The organism is Enterobacter cloacae complex sp.6700776 (assembly GCF_048284255.1).
GTDB classification, from domain to species: domain Bacteria; phylum Pseudomonadota; class Gammaproteobacteria; order Enterobacterales; family Enterobacteriaceae; genus Enterobacter; species Enterobacter intestinihominis.
The window spans coordinates 40,700-56,430 of the sequence record NZ_JBLVYK010000005.1; the positions used below are offsets into that span (position 1 = coordinate 40,700).

Annotated in this window: 15 protein-coding genes; 7 read left to right on the top strand and 8 right to left on the bottom strand. The window is 57.1% G+C overall.

Annotation, left to right across the window (positions count from 1 at the left end; translation table 11 throughout):
- Positions 1 to 432 precede the first annotated feature (432 nt).
- A complete protein-coding gene (locus tag ACNQ0T_RS09950; protein ID WP_003858875.1) occupies positions 433 to 681 on the top strand; it encodes a DUF1158 domain-containing protein in 249 nt (82 codons plus the stop codon).
- Here ACNQ0T_RS09950 and ACNQ0T_RS09955 read toward each other — a convergent pair.
- Positions 667 to 2,235 (bottom strand): alpha/beta hydrolase-fold protein, encoded by a 1,569-nt coding sequence (locus ACNQ0T_RS09955; RefSeq protein WP_063152378.1) that lies wholly within the window; start codon positions 2,233 to 2,235, stop codon positions 667 to 669. The two genes, ACNQ0T_RS09950 and ACNQ0T_RS09955, sit on opposite strands and share 15 nt — an antisense overlap.
- A gap of 123 nt (positions 2,236 to 2,358) precedes the next feature.
- On the opposite strand from ACNQ0T_RS09955, the gene ACNQ0T_RS09960 reads away from it, so the two are divergent.
- Positions 2,359 to 4,503: a TonB-dependent siderophore receptor gene (locus ACNQ0T_RS09960; protein WP_038415585.1), complete on the top strand. Its 2,145-nt coding sequence runs from the start codon at positions 2,359 to 2,361 to the stop codon at positions 4,501 to 4,503.
- A 106-nt stretch (positions 4,504 to 4,609) separates the two neighbouring features.
- On the opposite strand, the gene ACNQ0T_RS09965 is transcribed toward ACNQ0T_RS09960, so the two are convergent.
- Positions 4,610 to 4,951 (bottom strand): RamA family antibiotic efflux transcriptional regulator, encoded by a 342-nt coding sequence (locus tag ACNQ0T_RS09965; RefSeq protein WP_017694370.1) that lies wholly within the window; start codon positions 4,949 to 4,951, stop codon positions 4,610 to 4,612.
- Between the two features lie 32 nt (positions 4,952 to 4,983).
- Positions 4,984 to 6,087, bottom strand: coding sequence for a RomA family MBL fold metallo-hydrolase (locus ACNQ0T_RS09970; protein WP_045621296.1), 1,104 nt, complete (start codon positions 6,085 to 6,087; stop codon positions 4,984 to 4,986).
- A gap of 192 nt (positions 6,088 to 6,279) precedes the next feature.
- Here ACNQ0T_RS09970 and ACNQ0T_RS09975 point away from each other — a divergent pair, with 192 nt between their 5' ends.
- The 3 genes from ACNQ0T_RS09975 (at position 6,280) to nfsB (ending at position 8,002) form a co-directional block, all read left to right on the top strand.
- On the top strand, positions 6,280 to 6,870 hold the full coding sequence (locus tag ACNQ0T_RS09975; protein ID WP_023299509.1) for a TetR/AcrR family transcriptional regulator: 591 nt from the start codon (positions 6,280 to 6,282) through the stop codon (positions 6,868 to 6,870).
- Positions 6,860 to 7,228, top strand: coding sequence for an MmcQ/YjbR family DNA-binding protein (locus tag ACNQ0T_RS09980; protein WP_022647330.1), 369 nt, complete (start codon positions 6,860 to 6,862; stop codon positions 7,226 to 7,228). Before ACNQ0T_RS09975 ends, ACNQ0T_RS09980 begins: the two co-directional genes overlap by 11 nt.
- Positions 7,229 to 7,348: 120 nt before the next feature.
- Entirely contained in the window at positions 7,349 to 8,002 is a 654-nt protein-coding gene (nfsB, locus tag ACNQ0T_RS09985; RefSeq protein WP_045621293.1) for an oxygen-insensitive NAD(P)H nitroreductase, read from the top strand.
- Positions 8,003 to 8,029: 27 nt separating this feature from the next.
- On the opposite strand, the gene ACNQ0T_RS09990 is transcribed toward nfsB, so the two are convergent.
- On the bottom strand, positions 8,030 to 8,632 hold the full coding sequence (locus ACNQ0T_RS09990) for a hypothetical protein (RefSeq protein WP_022647329.1): 603 nt from the start codon (positions 8,630 to 8,632) through the stop codon (positions 8,030 to 8,032).
- A gap of 153 nt (positions 8,633 to 8,785) precedes the next feature.
- Positions 8,786 to 9,655: a helix-turn-helix transcriptional regulator gene (locus tag ACNQ0T_RS09995; RefSeq protein ID WP_022647328.1), complete on the bottom strand. Its 870-nt coding sequence runs from the start codon at positions 9,653 to 9,655 to the stop codon at positions 8,786 to 8,788.
- 107 nt (positions 9,656 to 9,762) lie between these two features.
- Between ACNQ0T_RS09995 and ACNQ0T_RS10000 the strand changes: the two genes are divergently transcribed.
- Together ACNQ0T_RS10000 and ACNQ0T_RS10005 are read left to right on the top strand one after the other, a co-directional pair.
- Positions 9,763 to 11,199 carry an MFS transporter gene (locus ACNQ0T_RS10000; protein ID WP_193132186.1) on the top strand — a complete coding sequence of 479 codons (1,437 nt, stop codon included), beginning with the start codon at positions 9,763 to 9,765 and terminating at the stop codon, positions 11,197 to 11,199.
- A gap of 67 nt (positions 11,200 to 11,266) precedes the next feature.
- A complete protein-coding gene (locus ACNQ0T_RS10005; protein ID WP_022647326.1) occupies positions 11,267 to 12,511 on the top strand; it encodes a mechanosensitive ion channel family protein in 1,245 nt (414 codons plus the stop codon).
- Here the strand turns inward: ACNQ0T_RS10005 and ACNQ0T_RS10010 are convergent, their stop codons facing one another.
- The 3 genes from ACNQ0T_RS10010 to ACNQ0T_RS10020 form a co-directional block, all read right to left on the bottom strand.
- Complete coding sequence (locus ACNQ0T_RS10010) at positions 12,512 to 13,483, bottom strand: LacI family DNA-binding transcriptional regulator (protein WP_063147965.1); 972 nt, start codon at positions 13,481 to 13,483, stop codon at positions 12,512 to 12,514.
- 75 nt (positions 13,484 to 13,558) lie between these two features.
- The gene (locus ACNQ0T_RS10015) at positions 13,559 to 14,701 is read right to left on the bottom strand and encodes a Gfo/Idh/MocA family protein (RefSeq protein WP_417929992.1); all 1,143 of its coding nucleotides are present in this window, start codon (positions 14,699 to 14,701) and stop codon (positions 13,559 to 13,561) included.
- Complete coding sequence (locus ACNQ0T_RS10020) at positions 14,694 to 15,719, bottom strand: sugar phosphate isomerase/epimerase family protein (RefSeq protein ID WP_417929993.1); 1,026 nt, start codon at positions 15,717 to 15,719, stop codon at positions 14,694 to 14,696. The genes ACNQ0T_RS10015 and ACNQ0T_RS10020 overlap by 8 nt, the downstream gene beginning before the upstream one ends.
- Positions 15,720 to 15,731: the final 12 nt, after the last annotated feature.

A 15,731-nucleotide genomic window follows, 5' to 3' on the forward strand; every position in this document is an offset into this window, starting at 1 on the left:
ATAATTCATTTTTAAGTCTTGCGGGTTAAATTGATCTACCGCAATATATTGACTACCCGGTTATTCAAAACTGATTAAAATTATTTCGACGCGTTGATTTTTACAAAATATTTCTAAACCAACACTAAACGAGGAGGAAGCATGTTTGGTATTTATCGCGGGCGGCGCCTGGCGTTATACATTGTCGCAGCCATTGTTATTGCGACGTTAATTGGATATAGCACCTATAGCTTTGTAAAATTATTTTCGTGAAAAAGACGTTTATTTACATTACGCGATATTAATTTAATCGCCCCGGAAATATTATCTATTTTCCGTTATTAACTCGCAGAATAACGGTGGCCTTTCACTCAATTTTGCCAGTGGGGATGATATTGCTTTACGTTTCAGGATGCCGGACAATGACATTTTTAACTCACGATTAACATTACGATGAAACACCCGTTAGAATCGCTGCTCACCGCAGGGGGCATTTTGCTGATGGCCCTGCTCTCCTGTCTGCTGTTACCTGCGCCGTCGCTGGGTCTGGTGCTGGCGCAGAAACTGGTTCAGACCTTTCATATGGTCGATCTGAATCAGCTGTACACCATTCTGTTCTGTCTGTGGTTTTTGGTGCTCGGCGCCATCGAATTCTTTATCCTGCGTTTCATCTGGCGCCGCTGGTTTTCACTGGCGTCGTAAGCCAGTAAGATCGCGCATCCCGTGGATCAGCGCTTCACACCAGGCCGCGTAGTCGTGGCCGCTGGATGAGGGGTGGAAGCTGACGCGATAGCCTTTTTCCTTCAGCACCTGTTCAAAATCCTGCGTGGTGCGATAAATGCCGCCGCCCGGCCCCGTGGTTTCAAACTTTCCGGCCTGTAACCAGAAGCGCACCGGATACGGCGGCGACTGCTGGTACTGACGCGTCAGCCAGCCGGGGGCGTCACCTTTCGGCGCCCACCAGTAGGAGCCTGAAAGGCTCAGCACGTTGCCAAACAGGCGCGGATAGCGCAGCGCTACCCATGAAGAGGCAATTCCCCCGTAGCTCGACCCCGCCAGCACCGTTTTCTGCCGCTGCATGCCGATGCCCTGCCCGCGCAGCCACGGCAGCAGCTCGTGCGCCATAAAGTCAGCAAATTCCGGGTTCGGCGGCAGCTCGTTGCCGCGACGGGCGTGATCGAGGCTGTCGATAAACACCACGTTAATCGGTGGCAGGTGATGCCGGGCAATCAGACCGTCCAGCACGTTGGCAAAATGGTATTCGTCCTGATAAATCTGCCCGTCAAACAGAATTAACGTCCAGCGTGCGGGCTGTGCGCCGCGCGGTTTGTAGATCATCACGTCGCGGGCGTTGCCGAGGATGTGGCTGGAAAAACTCTGACGGCTCAACGTCCCGTGCACCAGCGGCTTTGCCGTGGCCTGAACGGAGCAGTAGCGCGCCGGGCTGAGATCGAGCAGCGAGTAACGGTTCCATCGATCCGCCTTCTGCTCCCCAAAGGTGTTCGGGTTAAGCGGATCGGCCTGTGCGCTCACCAGGATGGCACGGCGTTGATCGCGGGCAGAGCCTTCAACGATCGGCACATCGGGGGCGAGCTTATATTGCATCACCGTATCAGCGGGGACCACGTAGCTGCGGAACCAGACGTCGCTGTTGCCCAGGCGGAACAGCGGATCGTGATCCCCCGCCGGAGAGCCGAGAATGAAGACGTTATCCCGCGCGCCGCGCCACAGAAAGGTCACGCGCTTATGGTTCGCATCTACCGGTTCCACCATTGGCGTTCCCTGTCGACGCTGCGCCTGCCAGAACGCCTCGGTACTTCCACCGGCAGAAATGACGTTTGCCAGCGCCTTTAGCGTCGGGCTTACTGGCGCCAGCATCTGCACGCGTGGTAATGGAGAGGTCTCTTTCATCCGCCACTGAAAACGCCACGGCTTACCGGCTTCGCCGTGTAGCACCAGCGAGGTGTTCTGTTTCACCGGCAGGGCAAACAGCAGCGTGTGTTCCCCGTCCGCAGGACCATTTTCGATCAGCGTGCGGATGCGGCGGTTTTGCCCATCCAGCAGGCGCGCATCCGTCACGCCATTCAGCGTGGCGGAAACGTAATTTTCACCCAGTTCAGGCAGGGAGAAGCAGACTTCGCCGCTGGCATCAAACTTTCCCTGAACATCGCCCTGCCGGGACGACTGCTCGCACGTTGCCGCCACGGCGGGCAGCGCGCCGATCCCCAACAGCAACCCACTCCATACCCTCTTCATTACCGCTTGTTCCCCAACGAAATTTGTTAACAACGCTAATGCAAATGGTAATAATTTGCAATATCATCAACGGCGATTTACCGGTGTTTTTATGGCGATAGCAACCAAGGACGTTCAATAAAAATGTTTAAAAATAATAAGATAATGTATCTCTGGCTGATGAGTCTGGCGACGACCAGCGTCGCGGCTCAGGCAGAAATGAAGGAAGAAACGATTACGGTGACGCAGGGCGTGAGTGAAGAGCCCACTGCGCCCGTAAAAGGCATTGTGGCGACGAAAACGCTCTCCGCCACCAAGACCAGCGCGGAGATTGTGAAGACGCCGCAGTCGGTATCGGTGGTCACCCGCGATCAGATGAACATGCAGGACGTCACATCCGTTTCGCAGGCGCTGCGCTACTCGGCGGGCGTGTTTACCGAATACCGGGGCTCGTCTAACCGTAACGACGAGGTGTTTGTGCGCGGCTTTAGCTACGTGCCAAAATTCCTCGACGGCTTAAGCTTTGGCGCAACGGCCTCATCACAGACGGGCACAGTTGACCCGTGGCTGCTGGAGCGCGTGGAGCTGGTGCGCGGCCCGGCGTCGGTCCTGTTTGGTCAGGTGAATCCTGGCGGGTTAATCAGCATGACCAGCAAGCGCCCGACGGCGGAGGCCATTCACAACGTGCAGTTCCGCACCGGCAATAACGATCTCGCCGAAGGTGCGTTTGATTTCGGCGGCAGGCTGAGCGACGACGGCCGCGTACTGTATCGCGTGAACGGTATCGCCCGTACGCAGCATAATCAGGTGGACGATTATAAAGAGACGCGGATGGCGATCGCCCCGGCGATCACCTGGTATCCGAACGATCAGACCCGCTTTACGCTGCTGACCAGCTACCAGAAAGATCCGGATGCCGGATACCGCAACTTCCTGCCCGCGTATGGCACGGTGAAAAGCGTCGACGGGAAGTACATCCCACGCGACTTTAACGTCAGCGATCCGAATTACAATCAGTCCTTGCGCGAGCAGACGATGATTGGCTACGAGCTGGAACACCAGTTCGCCGACAACCTCACCTTCCGCCAGAACGCCCGTTACGCCACCATCAAGCAGAAATACCGTTATCTGGTTTACGCCAACAGCGCGGCCAACAGCACGGTGTTGACCCGTCGCGCCCAGCGTGAAGAGCGCACGACCAATGAATTTGGCCTCGATAACCAGCTGGAATATCTGCTGGAGACCGGGAGCGTCAGCCATACCCTGCTCGGCGGGTTTGATTACAAGACAAGCAAGGATAAACAGCTGCTGGCGCGCGGGAGCGGCTCACAGTATGACCTCGACTGGACAACCCCGGTTTACGGCGTGAACGTGGATGAAAGCACCTTCAAAACGGCCTCCGACGAGCAGCAAAATCTCGACCAGATGGGGCTGTATCTTCAGGATCAGATGAGCTGGAACAACTGGGAGTGGCTGGTTTCCGGGCGCTACGACTGGAGCGAAGTGCGTACCAACGACTTCACCGATAATAGCTTTACGCAGCAGAACGACAGCAAATTTACCTGGCGCACTGGCCTGCTGTACGCGTTCGATTTTGGTCTCTCGCCGTACATCAGCTACAGCACGTCGTTTGAGCCGAACCTGCAAACCAACCGTGCGCCGGGCGTCGCGCCATTCAGGCCTACTACCGGGGAGCAGACCGAGATTGGCCTGAAATATCAGCCGGTCGACACCACGCTGATGACTCTCGCGCTGTACGATTTAACTCAGGACAACGTAGCGACCTATAACAGCGCTGAAGGCTGGTTCGAAAATGCGGGCAAGGTGCGTTCGAAAGGCGCTGAAGCGGAAATCCACGCCACGCTGATGGATAACATCAACCTGATTGGCTCCTACACTTACACCGATGCAAAAACCGAAAGCACCACGGTGGCGGGCACCGAGGGCAAGACCCCGGCGCGTATCCCGACGCATATGGCGTCTGCGTTTGCCAGCTATACCGTTCCGGGCGGGGCGCTCAAGAGCCTGACCGCTGGCGTGGGGATGCGCTACATCGGCACCAGCTACGGCGATGCGAAGAACACCTTTAAGGTGCCATCGGTGGATCTGTATGACGCGATGCTGCGCTATGATCTGGGCGAGATGAACCGCAGCCTGAAAGGGGCAAGCGTGCAGTTCAACGTCAATAACGTGGCGGACACGAAGTATGTGGCGTCATGCGCAAGCGATACGGCGTGCTTCTACGGGATTGGCCGGACGGTGACGGCGACGGTGAATTATCGGTGGTAAGTGATTTGTAGGCCCGGTAAGCGCAGCGCCACCGGGCAGTTACGGGCACCGAGCCCACAAAAAAGCCGGGTGGCGGCTACGCCTTACCCGGCCTACACGCGACATGTTAATGTGTCTGGCTATGGTTCTCTTTGCGGTACGCCCCGGGCGGCTGGTTGAAGGTGCGGGTAAAGATGCGGGTAAACGTCTGCTGCGAGTCAAACCCGTAGCGCAGGCAGATATCGTACACGCGCTCGTCTGACTCACGCAGATCGCGCGCCGCCATCAGCAGCTTGCGTTCGCGGATGTAGCGCCCCAGACTTTCGCCTTTGTACTGCATAAACAGCCGCTGTAAATGCCATTTTGAGTAACCCGCATGGCGGGCAATCTCTTCGATGCGTAACGGCTGGTGTAGGTTGTCATCGATCCATTCGACAATCGTATCAATGACCTGAGCGGAAATCGTCATACTGCTCTCCCCCTCTGCTTCTCGCTTAAACATTATTCCCACCACTCGCGAAATTGTTGCGTGGTATCACTCACCCGCACGGGCTCGCCCAGCTCCGGTGTCAGCAGCCGGTAGTTTTTATCCTTGCTGGCTTTCGCCAGCTGGATCAGTGGATCGTTCCAGGTATGTTTCGCCAGCACAAAACGCCCGTTATGTCCCGGTACGACCGCTCTGGCATTGAGATCTGCCGAGGCCTGCGCCGTTTCCGCCGGATGCATATGGATGTACTTCCAGTCCTGGTCGTACTGGCCGTTTTCCATAATGGCTAAGTCAACTCCGCCAAACTGCTCGCCAATCGCTTTGAAGTGCGGGCCATAACCGGAGTCTCCGCTGTAGTAGACCTTCTGCTCCGGAGAGACAAACATAAAGCTGCCCCACAGGGTCTGGTTACGCTTAATGCCGCGCCCGGAAAAATGGCGCGAAGGCAACACGTGAACCGTCAGCGCATCGCTGATACGTACCGACTGGTTCCAGTCCCGCTCGTCGATAATCTCAGGGTTCATCCCCCAGTAGCGCAGATGCGAACCCACGCCCAGCGGGGTGACCACGCGCTTAACCTTCGGCAGCAGCGCCTTGATGGTGGCGTAATCCAGATGGTCATAGTGATCGTGGGAGATAATCAGCAGGTCGATCTCCGGCATGCTCTCCGCACGCCACGGGTACTCCCCCGCAAAGGCTTTATTGAGGAAGGAGAACGGTGCGGCGTAGTTACTCAGAACCGGATCGATCAGGATTCGTTGCCCCGCCAGCTGCATATACCAGGAGGAGTGGCCGAGCCACACCAGCGTGTCCTGCTCAGGCGACAGGCTCGCCAGATCGGTTTTCACCAGCGGCAGCGGCTGCGCAGGACGGGCGTTTTCGGTTTTACGGGTAAGAAACTGCCACCACGCCACCAGCATATTTTGTTGCCCGGTAAAGCCCGGCGTAGGGAGCGTGTTATGGAATTGCCCGTCGCGATAGTGCGGAGAGGCCTCCACTTCAGAGAGCTGCGCACCCTGCGGTGGCTGGCCAAATCCGGCATTCAGTACAAACGGTAAACTGGCAGCTGAAGCAATAATCATGACTAACACCACGCAGATGAATAGAGGCTTTTTCATTATCCTGACCCGCCAACGCGCCCTGTCCGATAGTTTGCGCGGGTTGAACTTGATTATGAGTGAGTAAGCACTCATTATAGATAGGATGATTACGCCGTCAAGAAGGTTTTCGATCTTTGACATTCCGCGTTGCAGCGTGGCAAAGCACGTGTTTCAATCAGGGTTTTTACAATTGACGGGAGGAAAAATTTAGTGGCACGTCCGAAGAGTGAAGATAAAAAACAGGCCTTACTGGAAGCAGCAACGGCTGCGTTTGCGCAGTCAGGTATTGCCGCCTCAACGGCGTTAATTGCCCGTAATGCGGGCGTCGCTGAAGGGACACTGTTTCGCTACTTTGCTACCAAAGACGATCTGCTGAATGCCCTCTATCTGCATCTGAAGCAGGATCTTTGCCAGACCATGCTGGCGAACCTCGATCGCACCATCACCCAGCCAAAAGAGCATACCCGTAATATCTGGAATAGCTATGTGGACTGGGGCATTCGTAACCCCCTGGCGCATGCGGCTATCCGCCAGATTGGCGTCAGTGAAAAGCTGAACATTGAAACCGAGCAGGCGGTGAAAGACATGTTCCCGGAAATACACGAACTGTGTCACCGCTCGGTGCGCCCGGTGTTTATGTCTGACGAGTTTAAGACCTTCGGTGATGCAATATTCTTATCGCTGGCTGAAACCACCATGGAGTTTGCCGCGCGCGATCCGTCCCGTGCCGTCGATTTTAAAGCGCTGGGCTTTGAAGCCATGTGGCGCGGGCTTGCTGAGGAAGAGAGCCATGGACAGTAAAGCCTTGCAGGAACATGCCAGACGCGTCGCGCTGGAAATGCCTTTTACCGAACATTGCTGGCCGTTTGGCCCGGAGTATGACGTGTTTAAGGTGGGCGGGAAAATTTTTATGCTGATGGCGACCGCTCACGGTCGGGCCCACGTCAGCCTGAAATCCGATCCGGAAAAATCACTGCTCAATCAGCAGATCTACCGTGGCGTGGAGCCTGGCTACCATCTGAATAAAAAACACTGGATCTCCCTTTATGGCACGGACGACATCACGCCTGAACTGGTCACCGACCTGATTACGGATTCGTGGAATCTGGTCGTTGATAAACTGCCGAAAAAAGATCAGAAGTGGATTCGGCCAGCCTGATTGTTCGTCTGAGACGAACAGAATAAGCGCTCGAATCGCACTTATCTTTTCCCGCTTCGCGCGGTAATCTGCTTTCCTTTCACGCCCGCCCGCGGGCGAATTTCATCACCAGGAGTTGTTATGGATATTATTTCTGTCGCCCTGAAACGCCACTCTACCAAGGCGTTCGACCCAGCCAAAAAACTGACCGTAGAAGAAGCGGAAAAAATCAAAACGCTGCTGCAATACAGCCCGTCCAGCACCAACTCCCAGCCGTGGCACTTTATTGTTGCCAGCACTGAAGAGGGTAAAGCGCGCGTGGCAAAATCCGCGGCGGGCACCTATGTGTTTAACGAACGCAAAATGCTGGATGCCTCTCACGTGGTGGTGTTCTGTGCGAAAACCGCGATGGACGATGCCTGGCTTGAGCGCGTCGTCGATCAGGAAGAGGCTGACGGCCGTTTCGCCACGCCAGAAGCAAAAGCCGCGAACCACAAAGGCCGCTGCTATTTTGCCGACATGCACCGCGTGGATCTGAAAGATGACGACCAGTGGATGGCGAAGCAGGTTTACCTGAACGTCGGCAACTTCCTGCTGGGCGTGGCCGCGATGGGCCTGGACGCAGTGCCGATTGAAGGCTTCGATGCCGCAATCCTCGACGAAGAGTTCGGCCTGAAAGAGAAAGGCTTCACCAGCCTGGTGGTGGTGCCTGTTGGGCATCACAGCGTTGAGGATTTCAATGCCACGCTGCCGAAGTCTCGCCTGCCGCTGAGCACGATTGTGACTGAATGCTAATGAAAATGGGCCGCTGCATGCGGCCCGTTACGCTTTACTGATGACAAGCCTGCGATGCGGATGGACCTCACGATCGTTTCCCCAGGCAAAAGCAATCCAGCGCTCTTCCAGCTCAGCGTAGGAATTTACGGGCGTTAACGTCCACTCTTCTCCCACCGTACCGTCCGCCACGCTAATGCGATAGTTCATGGTAAACGCCCAGTCGATCATGCGCAGCCAGAACCGTTGCCCGTCTCCCGTTTGTTCGCTGTCAGAGACAACGATGTCGTATTCGCTTAGCACCCACTGAAAAAAGAGTTGTGGCAACCCGCTTATCACGCGTTGATGAACGGCACGTGGCGTACGCCACACCATCACCTGCGTGGCGGCACCGTGGGGAAAGGTAATTTCTTTATGAAATTTAAGCTTTACGGCATACGCCGTATAAGGTTTGCCGTCATCGGTGGTCACGAGACGATATTCATCACCATAACGCGATTTCAGGAGCCGGTATCCCACAGGCAGCAGAAACCCCGGCAGATGAAATTCCGCCGTACCTCGTGCCAGGAACGCTTCGGTGTGTTCGACGTTTCGGGAGATAAGGCCGAGTTTTTGGCTGAAGTCTGCGGAATCAATCATCAGTGGCGACATTTGTTGTTTCTCATGGCGTGAGTATAGTCGACTTAATCCCTCATCGAAATGATGTCGATTCAGTCGGTTGGTTTAAGTTAAACGCCACCTTATACCTGTCTCATCCGCTTAGCAGAGCCAGCTCTTATTCCCTGAAAGCCCCTCGCAAAAAACTTATTTCCCCTGCGCCTCCAGCCACGCCATCGCCCTCTCCCCCGCCTCGTCCACCGGTAAATAGACCAGCAGCCGCGATCCGTTTCGCGGGGCGGAGTACCAGTACATCTGCTGGAGATGAAAATCCCCCAGCTCGGGATGGGTGAACAGCTTGAGCTGGTTCTCCACGCCGCGCACGTCGTTACGCTGGTGCCACAGGGTTTTGAACTCCTCAGAAACCGCAAAAAAACGCGCCAGCTTCGCTTCCCAGAGCGGGTCGCCACGGTGCTCAGCCATTGCCGCGCGGAAGTAGGAGACGAAAATCGGCAGCACGTCGTCACGTTTGCCGAGCCGCGCGCGCCACGCCGGATGGGTGAGGAACAGGTAAATACAGTTGCGATCTTCCGGCGGGATAGCGTTGAAATCGACGCCCATCAGGTGTCCGAAGCTGTCGTTCCACGCCACGATATCGAAATTCGGTTTCTGAATACTGGCAGGCTTCGGCATCAGGGTATCCAGCAGGCGACGCGTGCCTTCGCTGATCCCCTCACAGCACACCGCCTGCGGGGCTTCGCCCGGCGGCAAACCGGCAAGCACAAAAAGATGCCGGGCTTCGGTCGGGGTGCATTGCAGCGCTTTTGCAATGGCGGCCATCACCGCGCTGGACGGATTGACGTCCCGGCCCTGTTCCAGCCAGGTGTACCAGGTCACACCGACATCCGCGAGCATCGCTACCTCCTCCCGGCGCAGGCCCGGCGTGCGGCGACGGCCGCTGCGCGGTAAGCCGAGCCGCTGCGGATCGAGGCTTTCGCGCCGGGCACGCAAAAACGCGCCCAGCTGCTTGCGGGTGTCATCCTGGAGAGAGGTGACAGGTTCAGACATCAGCGCCATAACATCTCCTGCATGGTAGTGCCAGTACCAGTATAAGTAAGAACTGGTACCCGTTTATCAGATGGTTGATGCTACGACTCTACGCTGTTTGACGCAATGGAGTCACCATGAATACGTCAGTTGTTTCACCGGGTCGTGCGGGCCTGATATTGCTGTTAACCGGCCAGATGCTGCCGCTGATTGATACCTCGATCACCAACGTGGCGCTGGATTCCATCACCCATTCGTTACACGCCACCGCCACCGAACTGGAGCTGATCGTCGCCCTCTACGGCGTGGCCTTTGCCGTCTGTCTGGCCCCCGGCAGCAAGCTGGGCGATAACCTTGGCCGCCGTCGCTTGTTTATGTGGGGCGTGGCGAGTTTTGGCCTGGCCTCGCTGCTGTGCGGCATGGCGGGCAATATCGAACAGTTGCTTGCCGCGCGCATTATTCAGGGCGCGGGCGCCGCGCTGATCATGCCGCAAATTCTCGCGACGTTGCACGTGACGTTAAAAGGAACGGCACACGCCAAAGCGATCAGTCTGTTCGGCGGTATCGGCGGTATTGCGTTTATCGTCGGCCAGATGGGTGGCGGCTGGCTGGTGTCGGCGGACATCGCCGGGCTTGGCTGGCGTAACGCCTTCTTTATCAACGTGCCGATTTGTCTGGTGGTGCTGGCGTTGAGCCGTCGCTACGTGCCGGAAACTCGCCGCGACACGCCGTCGCGCATTGACTGGACCGGTACTGTCCTGCTGACGGCGATACTGTGCTGTCTGCTGTTCCCGATGGCGCTCGGCCCGCAGTGGCACTGGTCGTGGCCGCTGAAGGCCGCGCTGCTGGCGATTGTGCCGCTGGGCTTTTTGATGGTGTTAAACGCGCGTAAGAAAGAGCGTGAGAATGCCCACCCGCTTATCGCGCCGCGCCTGTTGCAGCTGCGCAGCATCCGCTTTGGCGTGCTGATTGGGATACTCTTTTTCAGCGTCTGGTCCGGGTTCATGTTCTGTATGGCGCTGACCATGCAAAGCGGTCTGGGGATGGCGCCGTGGCAGTCCGGGAACAGCTTTATCGCGCTCGGCGTCACCTATTTTATTTCCGCCTGGTTCGCCCCACGCCTGATTGCCCGCTACAGCACCAGCGCCATCCTGCTGACCGGGCTTGCGATTCAGCTTGTTGGCCTGGTGGCGCTGATCGCCACGTTCCGTCACTGGGGGATGCAGAATACCGCGCTGACGCTGGCCCCGGCCACCGGGCTGGTGGGATACGGGCAGGCGCTGATTGTAAACAGCTTCTACCGTATCGGGATGCGCGATATCCAGCCTGACGACGCAGGGGCCGCGAGCGCGATTTTAAGCACACTGCAACAGGCTGCGCTGGGGCTTGGCCCGGCCATTTTCGGCGCGATTTTGCTGCACGGGCTGCAAAATCATCACGGAGATTACACCCAGGCAGTCAACGTCTTCCTGATGGTGGAAACGGCCATGATGGGGGTGCTGGCAGTGGCCACGCTGCGTATGCGCCATCGTCTGTGTTTGCCGGTCGTCAAGGCCTGTCCGGCGACAAAATAAAACTGCCTGAATTTGCATAATAGATCCGCAGCCGCCATTATGGGGCTGCATCAATACAGGAGACGTTATGCAGGAATTAATTGCTCAGGTTGAAGAGTTAGGGATTGAAATTAATCACACCACCTCTTTAGTGATTATCTTTGGTATTATTTTTCTTACAGCCATTATCGTTCATTTTATTCTGCACAAAGTGGTGCTGCGCGCCTTCGAAAAACGCGCGCAGGCCAGCAGCCATTTATGGTTGCAGATCATTACGCAGAACAAGTTATTTCACCGTCTGGCGTTTACCCTCCAGGGGATAATCGTCAACGTTCAGGCGGTTCTGTGGCTGCAAAAAGGCAGCGAAGCGGCGGAAATGCTCACCACCTGCGCAAAATTGTGGGTGATGGTCTATGCCCTGCTCTCCTTCTTCTCGCTGCTGGATGTGATTTTTAATCTGTCGCAGAAAATGGCCACCGCATCACAGCTGCCGCTGAAGGGGATATTCCAGGGCATCAAGCTGGTGAGCGCCATTCTGGTGGGAATATTAATTATCTCCCTTCTGATCGGTCAGTCACCCGCCATTCTGATAAGCGGCCTGGGTGCGATGGCTGCCGTTCTGATGCTGGTCTTTAAAGACCCGATACTGGGCTTAGTGGCCGGTATTCAGCTCTCCGCCAACGACATGCTGAAGCTCGGGGACTGGCTGGAGATGCCGAAATACGGGGCCAACGGCACGGTGACCGACATCGGCCTGACCACCGTTAAAGTGCGCAACTTCGATAACACCATCACCACCATCCCGACCTGGGCGCTGGTGTCCGACGCGTTCATCAACTGGAGCGGCATGTCAGCCTCCGGTGGTCGCCGCATCAAGCGTAGCCTGAATATCGATACCACCAGCATTCATTTCCTCGATGAGCAGGAGCAGCAGAAACTGATTCAGGCGAAACTGCTGAAGCCGTATCTGGCCGCGCGTCATGAGGAAATTAACCTGTGGAATCAGCAGAACGGCGAAGGGGAATCGGTATTAAACCTGCGCAAGATGACCAATATCGGCACCTTCCGTGCCTATCTGAATGAATATCTGCGTAACCACCCGCGTATTCGTAAAGATATGACGCTGATGGTGCGCCAGCTCGCGCCCGATGCCAACGGGCTGCCGATTGAAATATATGCCTTTACCAACACGGTGATTTGGGCAGAATACGAAGATATTCAGGCCGACATCTTCGATCATATTTTCGCGGTGGTGGATGAATTTGGCCTGCGTATTCACCAGTCGCCAACCGGAAACGATATTCGCTCGCTGGCTGGCGTCATCGCCAGATAATCAGGTGCTGGCGCGGGAAATAAAGCGCCAGTCCATCATGACCCTTTCCGTGGGCGCATCCGGGTTGTCGATCTTATTTAACAGCAGATTGACCGCCTTGCGCCCGATATCCCGCGACGGTTGTTCAATGGTGGTGAGAGAAATCATCTCCGCCAGCTCGGTGCCGTCAAAACCCACCACCGCGATATCTTCTGGCACCCGCAGCCCTGCCTGCTGAATGGCGCGCAGCGCCCCCGCCGCCAGCGTATCGGAAACGGCAAACACCGCATCCGGCGGGTTTGCCGTTAACAGATTTTGCATCGCCGCCATGCCCGCACTGGAGCTGAGCTCACTGGCGTACTCCACCGCCTGATAGTCCAGATCCCGCAGGTGTATGACGCTCTTGTAGCCGCGTTCGCGCAAACGGGCATATTTGTAGCTGAGGTCGTGGTTGATGAGCGCAATGCGTTTGCGGCCCCCGTCGGCAAGCTGGCTGACAACATGCTGAGAGGCATCAACATCGTTAATCCCCACGCAGGAGACCGCGCCCGCATCGGCGTATTCAGCGCACTGTACCCACGGCGCGTTGCCAATCAGCGCGGCCAGCTCCGGCAGCTTCGAGAACGCATCCATGGTGATAATGCCATCGACGATTTTGCCCGACAGCAGGCTTAAGCCCGAGCGGGAGCGCTCAATATCCGAGCCGGAGTTGCACAGCAGAATGCGATAGCCGTTCTTTTCCGCCTCGGCTTCGATGCCCTTCACCACTTCGGCACAGAACGGGTTGGCGATGTTCGAGACCATCACCAGGATCATATAGCTGCGGGCGGTGCGCAGCTGACGCGCCAGCAGATTGGGCTGGTAGTTACTCTCCTGGATCGCCTGCAAAACGCGCTCGCGGTTTTTCGCCTTCACGGTATCGCTGTTATTCAGTACGCGAGAGACCGTTGCCACGGATACCCCGGCCAGTTGAGCGATTTTCTGAATTGACATAGCGACGATACATCCTGCGGTTAGCGTTTTGTGCAGGCTACCATAAATTGGTTGCCCGGCGAACCGGGCAATGCGTCAGTATTCCACACGCACCCAGCGCTGCTGCTGATGGCTTTTCACAATCGCATCAAGGATATACATCACACTGGCGCCATCGTGGAAGGTGGCAAACTGCGGCTTATCCGGCATCGCTCCCGCCTGCACGGCACGGTAAAACTGCGCCAACATATTTTTAAAAGCATCCGGCCAGCCTTCAATGTGTCCGCCGGGGAAATGGGCGCTGTCGGCCACATCACGGTTCATCAGACCCGGATCGTCGCTGAGCGTCTGGTTTGCCCGGGTGCGATGGCCGATCCACAGCTGCTGCGGGGTTTCCTGATCCCACGCCACCGACTGCTCGCTGCCGTTAATTTCAAAGGTCAGGCGGTTTTTTCGCCCCGCGCTCACCTGCGAGACGCTAAAGCTGCCCTTGCTGCCGTCGTCAAAACGCAACAGCACCGAGCCGAAGTCTTCGGTAGTGACCAGTTTATCTTCATAGTGAGCATGTTCGTCGTGCGTAAACGCCTGACTGCCCGCCACGTTAGCCTTGCGCGTCGGCCAGACGATGGATAAATCAGCCATCACCTCAGTAATGCGCCTGCCGGTGACATACTGCACCGTATCGCACCAGTGGGAGCCGATATCCGCCACCGCCCGCGATGCGCCGCCGAGCGCGGCATCCACCCTCCAGTTATAGTCTGTTTCCAGCAGCATCCAGTCCTGCAAATAGCTGCCGTGCGAGGCAAACAGCCGCCCGAGGGTGCCCGCGCGCATCATGCTCGCCGCCTGGCGCACCATCGCAAACTGACGATAGACAAAGCTCACGCCATGCACCACGCCCGCCTGCTCTGCCAGCGCCACCAGCTCGCGCGCCTCGTCCGGTGTCATGCACAGCGGCTTTTCGGAAAACACGTGCTTGCCCGCGCGCAGGATCTGGCGGTTAATCTCCGCGTGCAGGTGGTTCGGCGTGCAGTTGTGCACCGCATGCAGATTGGAGTGCGCGAGCAGTTCTTCCACGCTGGCGTAAGCATGCGGCACATTTAGCTGGCGCGCCTTTTCCTGCGCCTTAACGAGCGAACCGTCGCAGAGCGCGACCACCTGCACAAACCCGAGACGCCTGAGCGCCTCGATGTGTGCCGGGCCAATAAACCCGCTGCCGATAATCCCGACGTTAATCATGGCTGCCCCCTGCGGCGAAATCATCAAACGCCCGTCCGGAAACGGGAATAATGTGGCGGCGGATAAATTCGCTGCCTTCACTCGCGCCAGTATCGCCATCCTTCAGGCAGCACTCCCACTCCAGCACCGCCCAGCCGTTGTAGTCGTACTGGGTCAGCTTGCTGAAGATGCCCTTAAAGTCGATCTGCCCGTCACCCAGCGAGCGAAAACGTCCGGCGCGGTTGATCCACGGCTGGTAGCCGCCGTAGACGCCGCTGCGCCCGCTGGGGCGGAACTCCGCGTCCTTGACATGGAACGCTTTAATGCGCGCATGGTAGAGATCAATAAAGGTCAGGTAATCCATTTGCTGAAGCAGCATGTGGCTCGGGTCGTAGAGAATGTTGCAGCGCGGATGGTTATCCACCAGCGCCAGAAAACGCTCGAAGGTTACGCCGTCGTGCAGATCTTCCCCCGGATGCAGCTCAAAGCAGACGTCCACGCCCTGCTCGTCGAAGTTATCCAGTATCGGCCGCCAGCGGGTTGCCAGCGCCTCGAACGCCTCCTGAAAACGCTGCTCGTTGTGCGGCGGCCACGGATAGAAAAACGGCCAGGCCAGCGAGCCGGAGAAGGTGGCGTGCGCTTTCAGCCCTAATCGGGCCGAGGCGACCGCCGCCTGCTTCAGTTTTTCCGTCGCCCACGCCTGACGCGCCGCATCGTTACCGCGCACGGATGCGGGTGCGAAGTGGTCAAACGCCTCGCTGTAAACCGGGTTCACCGCCACAAGCTGCCCTTCCAGATGGGTCGACAGCTCGCTGATGACCAGCCCGTGCGCGGCCAGCTTTGCGGTGATGTCGTCGCAGTAGGCCTGACTCTCTGCGGCTTTCTCCACATCAAAGATATGCGGATGGTTGCAGGGGATCTGCACCGCTTTGTAACCCTTCGACGCCGCCCATCCTGCCAGCCCGTCGAGCGTGTTGAAGGGCGCTTCCCCGCCAATAAACTGCGACAGAAAAATGCCCGGTCCTTTCATTGTCCTCATACCACCTCCAGA